The sequence below is a fragment of the Rhodobacter flavimaris genome, assembly GCF_021378075.1.
Classification (GTDB): domain Bacteria; phylum Pseudomonadota; class Alphaproteobacteria; order Rhodobacterales; family Rhodobacteraceae; genus Rhodobacter; species Rhodobacter flavimaris.
Genome location: NZ_JAJUOS010000001.1, coordinates 547,913 through 559,585 on the forward strand (window position 1 = coordinate 547,913; position 11,673 = coordinate 559,585).

Annotated in this window: 13 protein-coding genes and 1 pseudogene; 11 read left to right on the plus strand and 3 right to left on the minus strand. The window is 62.7% G+C overall.

The window, feature by feature from the left end; translation table 11 throughout:
• Positions 1-77 precede the first annotated feature (77 nt).
• The 9 genes from ehuA to doeB are packed head-to-tail and all read left to right on the plus strand — an operon-like array spanning position 78 to position 8,056.
• Positions 78-863: an ectoine/hydroxyectoine ABC transporter ATP-binding protein EhuA gene (ehuA, locus tag LZA78_RS02695; protein ID WP_255697100.1), complete on the plus strand. Its 786-nt coding sequence runs from the start codon at positions 78-80 to the stop codon at positions 861-863.
• Positions 864-896: 33 nt separating this feature from the next.
• Positions 897-1,718 (plus strand): ectoine/hydroxyectoine ABC transporter substrate-binding protein EhuB, encoded by an 822-nt coding sequence (gene ehuB / locus LZA78_RS02700; protein ID WP_218631439.1) that lies wholly within the window; start codon positions 897-899, stop codon positions 1,716-1,718.
• A gap of 54 nt (positions 1,719-1,772) precedes the next feature.
• Entirely contained in the window at positions 1,773-2,429 is a 657-nt protein-coding gene (ehuC, locus tag LZA78_RS02705) for an ectoine/hydroxyectoine ABC transporter permease subunit EhuC (RefSeq protein WP_233675402.1), read from the plus strand.
• Positions 2,430-2,432: 3 nt separating this feature from the next.
• The gene (gene ehuD, locus LZA78_RS02710; RefSeq protein WP_233675403.1) at positions 2,433-3,092 is read left to right on the plus strand and encodes an ectoine/hydroxyectoine ABC transporter permease subunit EhuD; all 660 of its coding nucleotides are present in this window, start codon (positions 2,433-2,435) and stop codon (positions 3,090-3,092) included.
• Positions 3,089-3,841 (plus strand): ectoine utilization protein EutA, encoded by a 753-nt coding sequence (gene eutA, locus LZA78_RS02715; protein WP_233675404.1) that lies wholly within the window; start codon positions 3,089-3,091, stop codon positions 3,839-3,841. The genes ehuD and eutA overlap by 4 nt, the downstream gene beginning before the upstream one ends.
• Before the next feature lie 7 nt (positions 3,842-3,848).
• The gene (gene eutB, locus LZA78_RS02720) at positions 3,849-4,844 is read left to right on the plus strand and encodes a hydroxyectoine utilization dehydratase EutB (RefSeq protein WP_233675405.1); all 996 of its coding nucleotides are present in this window, start codon (positions 3,849-3,851) and stop codon (positions 4,842-4,844) included.
• Complete coding sequence (locus LZA78_RS02725) at positions 4,841-5,830, plus strand: cyclodeaminase (protein ID WP_233675406.1); 990 nt, start codon at positions 4,841-4,843, stop codon at positions 5,828-5,830. Before eutB ends, LZA78_RS02725 begins: the two co-directional genes overlap by 4 nt.
• Positions 5,831-5,856: 26 nt before the next feature.
• On the plus strand, positions 5,857-7,038 hold the full coding sequence (doeA, locus tag LZA78_RS02730; protein WP_233675407.1) for an ectoine hydrolase DoeA: 1,182 nt from the start codon (positions 5,857-5,859) through the stop codon (positions 7,036-7,038).
• A gap of 4 nt (positions 7,039-7,042) precedes the next feature.
• On the plus strand, positions 7,043-8,056 hold the full coding sequence (doeB, locus tag LZA78_RS02735) for a N(2)-acetyl-L-2,4-diaminobutanoate deacetylase DoeB (RefSeq protein WP_233675408.1): 1,014 nt from the start codon (positions 7,043-7,045) through the stop codon (positions 8,054-8,056).
• Positions 8,057-8,299: 243 nt separating this feature from the next.
• Here doeB and LZA78_RS02740 read toward each other — a convergent pair.
• The 3 genes and pseudogenes from LZA78_RS02740 to LZA78_RS02750 form a co-directional block, all read right to left on the minus strand.
• Positions 8,300-8,997 (minus strand): annotated as a pseudogene (locus LZA78_RS02740) (IS6 family transposase).
• Positions 8,998-9,069: 72 nt separating this feature from the next.
• Positions 9,070-9,573, minus strand: coding sequence for an Lrp/AsnC family transcriptional regulator (locus LZA78_RS02745; protein WP_233675409.1), 504 nt, complete (start codon positions 9,571-9,573; stop codon positions 9,070-9,072).
• A gap of 150 nt (positions 9,574-9,723) precedes the next feature.
• Positions 9,724-10,071, minus strand: coding sequence for a hypothetical protein (locus LZA78_RS02750; RefSeq protein ID WP_233675410.1), 348 nt, complete (start codon positions 10,069-10,071; stop codon positions 9,724-9,726).
• A 258-nt stretch (positions 10,072-10,329) separates the two neighbouring features.
• On the opposite strand from LZA78_RS02750, the gene folD reads away from it, so the two are divergent.
• Positions 10,330-11,268 carry a bifunctional methylenetetrahydrofolate dehydrogenase/methenyltetrahydrofolate cyclohydrolase FolD gene (folD, locus tag LZA78_RS02755; RefSeq protein ID WP_218631448.1) on the plus strand — a complete coding sequence of 313 codons (939 nt, stop codon included), beginning with the start codon at positions 10,330-10,332 and terminating at the stop codon, positions 11,266-11,268.
• Positions 11,269-11,285: 17 nt separating this feature from the next.
• The coding region (locus tag LZA78_RS02760) for an ACT domain-containing protein (RefSeq protein WP_233675411.1) at positions 11,286-11,673 on the plus strand (388 nt) is incomplete at its 3' end.

Consider the following 11,673-nt stretch of genomic DNA (forward strand, 5'->3'; position numbering starts at 1 on the left):
TCATGGTTTAATTTACTTAATTGACATGATTTAAAACCCTGTCAATCTGCCCTCGCAAGACCGAGCAGGGGGCTGAATTGACCGATCCGATCATCCGCATCGACAATCTGGTGAAAAGCTTCGGCACGTTCAAAGTGCTCGACGGGCTTAGCTTCGACGTTATGCCTGGCGAAAAGCTGGCGCTGATCGGGCCTTCTGGATCAGGGAAGACGACGATCCTGCGCATCCTCATGACGCTTGAATCGATCTCTGACGGCCATATCGAGATCTGCGGTGATCAGCTTTACCACATGCAGCGCAACGGCCGGGAAGTGCCCGCCGACGAAGCCCATCTGCACAAGATGCGCAGCCATATCGGCATGGTATTTCAGCACTTCAACCTGTTCCCGCACAAGTCTGTGCTTGAGAACATCACCCTTGCGCCGATACTGACCAAGGGGACGCCGCGCGCCAAGGCCGAGGCCCGCGCGATGGAACTGCTTGAGATGGTCGGGCTGGCGGACAAGGCCGATGCGCGCCCCGCGCAGCTGTCGGGCGGCCAAAAGCAGCGTGTCGCGATCGCGCGCGCTCTCGCCCTTCAGCCCCGCATCATGCTGTTTGACGAGGTGACCTCGGCGCTCGACCCGGAGCTGGTCGAAGAGGTGCTTCTGGTGATGAAGCGCCTCGCGGCAGAGACCGATATGACGATGCTGCTTGTCACCCACGAGATGGGCTTTGCCCACGAATTTGCCGATCGCGTCCTATTCTTCGACAAGGGCCGGATCGTCGAACAGGGACCGCCCGAACAGATCTTCTCGAACCCGAGGGAAGAGCGCACGCAGAGCTTCCTGCGCAAGATCATCGCCGCCGGACACCGGGTCTGAGCGACGCAAACCAACAGACAACGGAGAGGTAATATGAAACATCTGATGCTTTCGGCGGCCTTTGTTGCCATTTCCGCGATCACGGCGCAGGCCGATACGCTCGAGGATCTAAAGGGGCAGGGATTTGCCCGCATCGCAATCGCGAACGAGCCGCCCTACACGGCGGTCGCGGCGGATGGCACGGTTTCGGGGGCGGCCCCCGATGTCGCACGCGAGGTATTCAAGCGCCTTGGCGTGGGCGATGTGGTGGCTTCGATTTCGGAATATGGCGCGATGATCCCTGGCCTTCAGGCCAAGCGGTTCGATGCCATCACTGCCGGCCTCTTCATGAAGCCCGAGCGTTGCGCCGCGGTGGCCTATTCCGAGCCCGTACTGTGCGATGCCGAGGCCTTCCTGCTCCCCGCGGGCAACCCGAAGGGCTTCAAATCCTTCGCCGATATCGCAGCCGACCCCGAGGCCAAGATCGGCGCTCCGGGCGGCGGCACCGAGGAAAAGCTTGCCCTGGACGCGGGCGTTCCGCGCGAGCGCGTGATCGTGGTGCCCGATGGGCAATCCGGGCTGAAGATGCTTCAGGATGGCCGGATCGACGTCTATTCGCTCCCGGTCCTGTCGATCTCGGACCTGATGAAAAAGGCCGAGGATCCGAACCTCGAAATGTTCGCGCCGGTCGAAGGGGCGCCGGTCTATTGCGACGGCGCGGCCTTCCGCAAGCAGGACACCGCCCTGCGCGATGCCTTCGATGTCGAGCTGGCGAAGATGAAGGAATCTGGCGAATTCGCCAAGATCGTCGAGCCCTATGGCTTCTCGGCGGCGGCGGCGATGTCCACCTCGCGCGCAAAGCTGTGCGGCGAGTAAGCAAGTCGGGCGGCCTCGGGGCCGCCCCCCTTTCCTGAGACCTGCGGAGCGATTATGGGCGACTGGGGCGGATATCTTTCCCTGATCCTTCAGGGCGCGCTGGTGACGGCGAAGCTTACCGTGATGGGCTGCGCGCTTGCGCTGGTCGTGGCCTTCATCGCGGGACTGGGGCGAGTGTCGCGCTTTGCCGCCATCCGCTGGCTTGCCACCGCCTATATCGAGTTCTTCCGGGGCACCTCGATCTTCGTCCAGCTGTTCTGGGTCTATTTCGTGCTGCCCTTCGCGGGGGTCACGCTTGAGCCGATACAGGCGGGCATCATGGCCCTTGGCCTGAATGTCGGGGCCTATGCGGCCGAAGTGGTGCGCGGCGCGATCCTGTCGGTGCCGCGCGACCAGTATGAGGCCTGTATCGCCGTCAACCTGACCCGGTTTCAGCGCATGCGCCACGTCATCTTCCCTCAGGCCCTGCCGCTGATGCTGCCCACCTTCGGCAATAATGCGATCGAGCTGCTCAAGGGCACGGCGGTCGTCTCGCTGATATCGCTGCATGATATGACCTTTCAGGCGCAGGTCGTGCGGGCGCAGACCGGATCGACGCTGATCCCCTTCGCGACGATCCTCGTTCTCTATTTCCTAATGGCGCTGGCCCTGAGCCGCGCGATCCGAATGATCGAGACCCGCATCACTCGCGGCCTCGACGGGGTGAGGTAAACCATGGAATGGGATTGGGCCTTCGTCTGGCAGATCATGCCCACGCTGCTTGCGGGGCTGAAGCTGACCCTGCTTGTGACCCTGCTGGCCGCTGTGGTGGCTGCGGTGCTGGGGCTGGCGCTCGCCATTCTGCGCCGCTCGGGCAACCGTGCAGTGGCGCGGGGCACCGCCGCGCTGTCCGAATTCATTCGCGGCACGCCGCTGCTGGTGCAGCTTTACTTCATCTTCTATGTCCTGCCCGATATCGGCATCCGGCTGCCCGCGCTTCTGGCGGGGGTGATCGGGATGGGCCTGCATTACGCGACCTACACCGCCGAGGTTTACCGCGCGGGGATCGAGAACGTGCCGCGCGGTCAGTGGGAGGCCGCCCGCGCCACCAACCTCACGATGCGGCAAACCTGGGTTCATGTGATCGTGCCCCAGGCCGTCCCGCCGATGATCCCGGTACTGGCGAATTACCTGATCGCCATGTTCAAGGAGACACCGCTGCTTTCGGCCATTACGGTTCTGGAACTGATGAACCAGGCGAAATCGGTCGCGAACACCTACTATCGCTATATCGAGCCGATGACGCTCGTTGGTGTGTTCTTCCTGGCGATGAGCCTCGTGTCCGTGGTCTTCCTGCGTGTTCTGGAAGCCCGCTTTGGAAGGATGGCAAAATGACCCAGATCCGCGTCTCAGAGCGTAGCCCTCGCCTCGATCCGCGCCCCGTTGCGCATCGTATCGGGCTTGTGGCGCTGTCCACCGACCACACCACCGAAGTGGACTTTGCGCGCATTCTCGCGCCGCAGGGTGTGGGTATCTATGTAAATCGCATCGAATACGCAAATCCCGTCACCCCCGAGCGCCTGCGCGCAATGGAACCTGGGTTGGCCGAGGCCGCTGCCCGTATCCTGCCGGGCGAAGCACTTGATGCGGTAGTTTACGGATGCACCTCGGCCTCGGTCGTGATCGGCGATGACGCGGTTACTGCGGCGATCCGGCGCGGCAAGCCCGGAGTTCCGGTCATCACGCCGGTTTCCGCCACGCTTGCCGGGCTTCGCGCAATGGGGGCGCGGCGGATTTCGGTGCTGACGCCCTACACGGTCGATACCTCGGCGCCGATGGCCGCGCTGTTCGAGGCCGAGGGCTTCGAGATCGCGCGGTTCACCTGCCTCAACATGTCCGATGACCGCGAGATGGCGCGGATCGCGCCCGAAGAGATTGTCGCCCTTGGAGCCGAGGCGGCCGCTCCGGGGTCGGATGCGCTTTTCATCTCCTGCACCGCCGTGCGGGCGGCGGGGGTCATCGGGCATATCGAGGCGGCTGCGGGGTGCCCCGCGCTCTCATCGAACTACGCCGCGGCCTGGGCAGTGCTGCGCCATCTGGGCCTTCCGGCAGCGGCAGCCCCCGGTCATCTGATGACATTGTGAGCCCGCCATGAACGCCCCCGCGACCGTCAAACCCGAAGACATCCGCGCCGCGCGCACCCGCATCGCAGGCAAGGTGTTGCGCACGCCGATGGTGGAAGATCCGCAGCTTGGCGCGCTACTCGGCGTGCCGGTGTTCCTCAAGCTTGAACATCGCCAAACGACCGGGGCTTTCAAGCTGCGGGGCGCCACGAACGCGCTGCTTTCGCTGACGCCCGCGCAGCGCGCGCGCGGGGTCGTCACCGCCTCGACCGGGAACCACGGTCGCGCGCTGGCGCAGGCCGCGCGTAGCGAAGGGGTGCGGGCGGTCGTCTGCCTGTCCCGGCTTGTCCCCGCCAACAAGGTTGCGGCTGTGCGCGCGCTTGGCGCCGAGGTGCGGATCGTCGGCGACAGCCAGGACGAGGCGATGCAAGAGGTTGCACGCGCGGTCCGCGACGAGGGCCTGTCCGAGATCGCGCCGTTCGACGATGCCGCGGTGATCGCGGGTCAGGGCACGCTTGGGTTCGAGATCATCGAGGACTGCCCCGAGGCTCATACCCTGCTGGTGCCGCTTTCCGGCGGCGGGCTGGCGGCGGGAGTGGCGCTTGCGCTCAAGGCGTCAAACCCGGATGCGCGCATCGTCGGGATCAGCATGGCGCGTGGCGCGGCGATGGCGGCGTCGCTGACCGCCGGGCACCCCGTCCAGGTGCCCGAACTACCGACGCTTGCCGACTCGCTTGGCGGCGGTATCGGGCTCGCAAACCGCTTCACCTATCCGATGTGCAAGGCTTTGCTTGATCAGGTCGTGCTGCTGGATGAAGCCGAGATCGCCGCAGGGATCCGCCATATCCACAAGGTGACCGGCGACGCGGTCGAGGGGGCGGCGGCGGTTGGTGTCGCCGCGCTCATTGCGGGCAAGATCATCCCCGAGGGCCCCACCGTCGCGCTGCTCACGGGTGCCAATATCGACGCGGCACTCCATGCGCAGATCATGAGCGGCGCATTGCCGCAGGAGGTTCTGGCATGAAGCGCCCGCCCGTCGTCATCCTGACCGAGACCGATCTGCGCTCGTTGGTCCCACTCGACCTTGCCGTGATCGACAGCATCGAGGCCGCCTTCGCCGCGCTGGCCACGAAATCGGTGGCCATGCCGCCGATCCTACGGCTCGACATCCCGGAGCATCGCGGCGAGGTGGATGTAAAGACCGCCTACGTTCCCGGCATCGAGCATTTCGCCATCAAGATCAGCCCCGGCTTTTTTGGCAATCCGGCGCTTGGCCTGCCCTCGACCAACGGCATGATGGTGGTGCTTTCGGCGCGAACCGGGCTGGTCGAGGCGCTGTTGCTTGACAATGGCTACCTGACCGATGTGCGCACCGCCGCCGCAGGTGCGGTTGCCGCCCGGCATCTGGCGCGGCCCGATGCGCGCATTGCCGCGATCCTCGGGGCCGGAATGCAGGCCGAGATGCAGCTGCGCGCGGCGGCGCTTGTGCGCCCGCTGGCCGAGGCGCGGATCTGGGCGCGCGATCCCGCGCGCGCGGCGGCGCTGGCCGCGCGGCTTGATCTTGGTTTTCCCATACGCGCCAGCGCGACCGTCTCCGAGGCGACCGCTGGCGCGGATCTGATCGTCACCACCACGCCCGCCACCGCGCCGATCCTGCGGCGCTCCGATGTGCCCGCCGGGGCGCATGTGACCGCGATGGGGTCCGACGCCGAGCACAAGCACGAGATCGACCCCACCCTGGTCGCCGCAGCGCATTACGTCGCCGACCGGTTGAGCCAGACCCGCGTTCTGGGCGAGTTGCACCATGCGATTGCCGCAGGGGCGGCCCGCGCGGCGCAGATGTTCCCCGAGATCGGTCAGATTATCGCCGGACAGGCAGAGGGCCGCACCGGCGCAGGCCAGATCACACTCGCCGATCTGACGGGGACCGGCATTCAGGATACCGCCATCGCGGCGCTTGCGCTGACACGCGCGCGCGCCGCCGGGGCCGGACAGGTTTTCAACGCATAGGGGCTGCCGCCCGGAGGAGGCATCATATGTCTGACGTGCAACTCAAATTCAGCCGCGCCGAATATGCTGCGCGCCTCGACAAGACCCGCAAGGCGATGGAGGCCAAGGGCGTCGATTTGCTGATCGTCACCGATCCGTCGAACATGAACTGGCTGACGGGTTATGACGGCTGGTCCTTCTACGTTCACCAATGCGTGGTCGTTCCACCGCATGGCGAGCCGATCTGGTATGGCCGCGGACAGGACGCGAACGGCGCGAAGCTGACGGCGTACCTCGGGCATGAAAATATCATCGGCTATCCCGACCATTACGTGCAATCGACAGAGCGCCACCCGATGGATCTGCTTGCGCAGATCCTGACCGACAAGGGCTGGGGCAAGCTGCGCATCGGCGTTGAGATGGACAATTACTGGTTCACCGCCGCTGCCTTCGCCAGCCTCATGAAGCATCTGCCGAACGCGACGTTTGCGGATTGCAACTCCTTGGCAAACTGGCAGCGCGCCTGCAAATCGGCGCAGGAAATCACCTATATGCGCAATGCCGCGCGGATCGTGGAGAAGATGCACGCACGCATCCTCGACAAGATCGAGGTGGGCATGCGCAAATGCGATCTGGTGGCCGAGATCTATGATGCCGGCATTCGCGGCACCGAGGGGATCGGCGGCGATTATCCCGCGATCGTGCCGCTGCTGCCCTCGGGGCGTGATGCCTCGGCGCCGCATCTGACCTGGGACGACAAGCCGATGCAGCGCGGCATGGGCACATTCTTCGAGATCGCGGGCTGCTACAACCGCTATCACCTGCCGCTCTCGCGCACGGTGTTCCTTGGAAAGCCGACGCAGGCCTTCCTCGATGCGGAGAAGGCAACGCTTGAAGGCATGGAGGCGGGCCTCGCCGCAGCCAAGCCCGGCAATACCTGCGAGGACATAGCCAAAGGGTTTTTCGACGTTCTGGCGAAATACGGGATCATCAAGGATAACCGCACGGGCTACGGCATCGGCGTCAGCTATCCGCCTGACTGGGGCGAGCGCACCATGTCGCTGCGCCCCGGCGACAAGACCGTGCTGCAACCGGGCATGACCTTCCATTTCATGACCGGCCTTTGGCTTGAGGATATGGGGCTCGAGATTACCGAGTCGATCCTGATCACCGAAACCGGCGTGGAATGTCTTGCCAATGTGCCCCGCAAACTCTTCGTCAAGGACTGAGCCGATGTTGATCCAGCAACAACTTACCCCGTCGCCGATCTCGGTGACGGTGGATTTCGCGGCCCCGGGTGTGCATCACGGCTTTCTGCGGCTGCCCTATTCGCGCGACGATGCTGCATGGGGCTCGGTCATGATCCCGCTGACGGTGGTCAACAATGGCGAGGGTCCGACGGCGCTTCTGACAGGCGCGAACCACGGGGACGAATACGAGGGGCCGATCGCGCTGTTCGATCTGGCAGCGCGCATCCGCACGGAAGAGGTGAGCGGGCGCATCATCATCGTCCCAGCGATGAACTACCCGGCCTTTCTGGCCGGAACGCGCACCTCGCCGATCGACCGGGGCAACCTGAACCGCTCTTTCCCCGGACGGCCGGACGGCACGGTGACCCAGAAGATCGCCGACTATTTCCAGCGCGTGCTGCTGCCGATGGCGGATATCGTGCTCGACTTCCATTCGGGCGGCAAGACGCTCGATTTCCTGCCCTATTGCGCGGCGCATGTCCTGCCAGACAAGCGCCAGGAGGCGCAGGCCTTCGACCTCGTGCGCGCGTTCGGTGCCCCCTGGTCGGTCAAGATGCTCGAGATCGACGCGGTGGGCATGTATGACACCGCCGCCGAAGAGATGGGGAAGGTGTTCGTGACGACCGAACTGGGCGGTGGCGGCACGGCATCAGCGCTGACCGCCGGGATCGCCATGCGCGGTCTGCGCAATCTGCTGATCGCCTCGGGCGTCATGAAGGGCGAGGTCGATGCGCAACCGACGCAGTGGCTCGACATGCCCGACGACGACTGTTTCACCTTCGCCGAGGATGGCGGGCTGATCACCTTCCTCGCCGATCTGGGGGATCGGGTCGAGAAGGACCAGCCGATCGCGCGGATCTTCCCCGTCTCGCGCACCGGGCTTGCGCCGGTGATAGTGACCGCGCGGCGCCCCGGCCTGTTCTTGGCGCGGCACTTCCCCGGGCTTGTGAAGCCGGGCGACTGTGTTGCCGTCACTGCAGATATGGTGGAACTTTGACCCCCGACATTCATCCAGCGGATCTCGGGTCCGCAGTTGAGTTTGGGGCTGTTGCACTGATAGGGCAATGGGCGCACCGCGGAACGTTTCTGTTTCGTCGAGCCGGTCTCCCGTAAGTTGGGACGCGAAGACGGCGGGGGGCCGGTAGCCTAGGGCCGAGCGCGGGAGCTCGGCGTTGCAGTAGGCCACCGGTGCTGCCAGGCGAATTCGACTTCGTCTCTACAAGAACCGTAGAGCGGGCCCTTACGCCACACAGAGAGCACGCCACGCGGCAAGAGCGGCGTCGCGGTTCGACTTGAAGTGATCCAAGGAGTAATAGCTTCGCTCCGAGTTGAAATGGTTGAATACCGAGGCGTGGGCGGCGACGACTTTCTGCAATGTTCGCATCCGCCGAAACCGCTGCATCGCCCGCACTCATCGTCGGAATGGCAAGTGTGAATTCTCCGCCCGGTTGTTCAACCAGGGACTCGCTTGCAGCAGATTTACAGCGCTGATCACCTTCAGCACCGCGCCGTAAGATCGCAGCAGATCCGTGACGATCGCCTCGGACCGGCCATATCTCCGCATCGTTTTCTTTAAGAATTTAAGGGCCGCCTTCTTGTCCGGCGTCTTCGTCACGAACGTCGCCTTCGTGATCGACCGCCCGCCAGAGGTGGTGGCGCTCGCCGTTGATCTTCACGAAAACCTCGTCGAGGTGCCAGCGCCACTGTGGACCGGATCACAGCCGTTCTGCCCGTCGCGCGCGGATCTCGGAGGCGAACATCGGGCCAAAGCCGTTCCACCCAAAACGGAATGCATTCATGGCTGATGTCGATACCGCGTTCTTGCAGCAGGTCCTGGACCTCGCGCAACGATAGAGGGAACCGGACGCACATCATGACCGCCAGGGAGATGATTTCCGGGCTGGTTTTAAAGTAGTGGAAGGGCGAGTGCTTGGTCATTCCAAGAGGCGATTGGACCGCCCTGCCCGCCTCAAGCCAATTTGCTCTGACAATGCCAAGTTACGGTGTTTCTCAGCCCGTCCGGTCCCTCGTTACCGGCACTGCCAGTTTCGCGATGTTCGGCCGGGTCGCTTTGACGACGCGTGTCGCGATGTAGGTCATGTAGCGGTCGACGCCAAGCTCTGCATCCTGCATCGCCTGCATCAAAGCCTGAAAGGTCGCTAGGGACGGGCATACAACCTTCATTACGTAATCCATGCCGCCACCTGTCGCGATACATTCGGTAATCTCGTCATGGCCAATTACCCAGGTTTCAAACCGTTCGAAATCGGCCCTGCGGTGATGGGTCAACGAGACCGTGACCGTTACCTGTGTGAAGTTGCATACGCGCTCTAGAGCGATATCAGCGTGATAGCCCCTAATAAAACCTGCCGCCTTGAGCCGATCGAGCCGTGCCCAACAAGGCGTCGCCGAAATGTTCACGATCTCGGACAGGCGCGTCTTGCTCAGTTGCCCATGACTCTGAACGGCACTCAGGATACGGATATCGGTGGCATCAAGGCTCAGATTCTTCACCGTCTTGTCACTTTCACCATCGCAAGAAGAAAGATGGGTTAGTTAGCATTCGACCTCTCCCACAGAAGGCATATAAGCCATTCAGATCACGTTTAAGAGCGATTTGAACACGGCATTCTTGCCCGAGGCGGATTTTGGAGAATTACGCGGTCACGTTACAAGATTCCAGAGCCGCGTCGAAAACAGCATCAACCTCGACAGGCGTTCACGCTCCACCATCAAAGAAAACGCCAATGCTTTACGAAGAACCTCGTTGGACCGACGCAATGCCCATTGCTCCCGCCCTAGAGCGTTCATCGTTCCAGTCGTCTCGCTAGGGATTCGGGCCCGCTCGCCGTCGTCGAACGCGGAATTCTCTAACTGGTCGTTCAGCGCGCTGACTGAAAAGCCGACCTTCGCGGCATATGACGTGATCGACCGCCAGTGGGAGCGGTGCTGGCCCTCGTTGCCCAAAACCTTCAGTTCAGAGCGTTCGTGGTATTGCGCATCATGCTTCATTCCACTCAGGAGTTTTGGCATTTGCAAACGCAGCGCCGTTCACTGACCTCCTAAAGCCGCGTCCCCACGACAAGGCCCTACGATGACCTCTACGACCGAAGCCGACCGAATGGCCTGAATAGGGTTTGAGAAAGGACCATACGGTCTTTCGGCAGAATGATTTCAGTCCGCGTTCACTACGGCATTGAGGCTAAGTCTTCCTAAAGTTCTGGCGAACCGCCGCGGATCGACTCCGCCTGTGGGAGGATGAGAAAACAGATGAACAAAGTCGAAAAACTCCACGAAGCGGAAATAATTGATGGCAGATCCCATGCCGAAGACGTTCGTCGCGAGGTCCGCGAAAAAGCTGCGAAGATGAAGGCGACGCACGGGATCACGCCTGGCCTTGCCGTCGTGCTAGTGGGCAACGATCCGGCGTCGGAAGTTTACGTGCGCTCCAAGGGGAAACAGGCAGTGGATGCGGGGATGAATTCCTTTGAGTATCGGCTGGCCGAGAGCACGACCAGAGAGGAACTGCTGGGCCTCATCGAGAGGCTCAACAAGGATCCTGAAGTGCATGGGATACTGGTCCAACTTCCGTTGCCGAAGCATCTACCTTCGACCTTGGTTATAAACGCGATCGATCCACGAAAGGACGTGGATGGCTTTCACATCGCGAACGTCGGAATGGTCGGCACCGGTCAGGACGCGATCGTGCCCTGCACGCCGCTCGGATGCATGCTGATGCTACGCGCCCGTCACCCTGACCTGCGGGGCAAGACCGCGCTGGTGATCGGTCATTCGAATGTTGTGGGCAAGCCCATGGCGCGGTTGCTCCTCAATGCGGATTGCACGGTTATGATCGCGCACAAATCGTCGACCAACATCCCGGAACTCGCGCGTCTCGCCGACATCGTGGTCGTGGCTGTCGGCGTTCCGGGACTGGTGAAGGCGGACTGGATCAAGCCCGGCGCGACCGTGATCGACGTGGGCATCAACCGCGTACCTGCGCCCGAAAAGGGATTGCAGGAAGATGGAAGTCCGAGGACCAAGATAGTGGGTGATGTTGATTTCACAGGCGTCAGCCGTGTAGCCGGCGCGATTACTCCGGTTCCGGGCGGCGTCGGGCCGATGACCATCGCCTGCCTCCTCGCGAACACCCTGTCGGCCTGCTGCCACTTGTGCGGCATAGACGATGCATCGTTCCAGATCAGTTGAAAAGGTAACCTCGAAAGATGAACAAGTTCGTTCTTAATGCGAAATGCGAGTCGCACCGCCGCGGCGTAGGCGCAGCCATCGCCACATTCCTTGCCAAGCACGGCTGCAATGTTACTGATGCCGCCCAGTTCGATGACGTCGGCACCGATAGCTTCTTCACGCGGACCTGCTTCACCAGCGAGGAGGGTGTGACGCTCGAGGCGCTACGAAATGAATTCCCCGAAGTTGCCGCCGGCTTCGATATGGAGTTTTCCTTCCATGATGTGGTTGAGAAGACCAAGGTCGTCATCATGGTGTCGCGCTTCGGCCACTGCCTGAACGACCTGCTCTACCGCTGGCGCATCGGCGCGCTGCCGATCGACATCGTGGCGGTGATCTCGAACCACATGGATTACCAGAAGGTCG

What these genes read in the sequence shown, in the direction of transcription:
- ehuB (WP_218631439.1), top strand. Translation starts at nt 897, where the DNA reads ATGAAACATCTGATGCTTTCGGCGGCCTTTGTTGCCATTTCCGCGATC.
- ehuC (WP_233675402.1), top strand. Translation starts at nt 1,773, where the DNA reads ATGGGCGACTGGGGCGGATATCTTTCCCTGATCCTTCAGGGCGCGCTG.
- ehuD (WP_233675403.1), top strand. Translation starts at nt 2,433, where the DNA reads ATGGAATGGGATTGGGCCTTCGTCTGGCAGATCATGCCCACGCTGCTT.
- eutA (WP_233675404.1), top strand. Translation starts at nt 3,089, where the DNA reads ATGACCCAGATCCGCGTCTCAGAGCGTAGCCCTCGCCTCGATCCGCGC.
- eutB (WP_233675405.1), top strand. Translation starts at nt 3,849, where the DNA reads ATGAACGCCCCCGCGACCGTCAAACCCGAAGACATCCGCGCCGCGCGC.
- LZA78_RS02725 (WP_233675406.1), top strand. Translation starts at nt 4,841, where the DNA reads ATGAAGCGCCCGCCCGTCGTCATCCTGACCGAGACCGATCTGCGCTCG.
- doeA (WP_233675407.1), top strand. Translation starts at nt 5,857, where the DNA reads ATGTCTGACGTGCAACTCAAATTCAGCCGCGCCGAATATGCTGCGCGC.
- doeB (WP_233675408.1), top strand. Translation starts at nt 7,043, where the DNA reads ATGTTGATCCAGCAACAACTTACCCCGTCGCCGATCTCGGTGACGGTG.
- LZA78_RS02750 (WP_233675410.1), bottom strand. Translation starts at nt 10,071, where the DNA reads ATGAAGCATGATGCGCAATACCACGAACGCTCTGAACTGAAGGTTTTG.
- folD (WP_218631448.1), top strand. Translation starts at nt 10,330, where the DNA reads ATGAACAAAGTCGAAAAACTCCACGAAGCGGAAATAATTGATGGCAGA.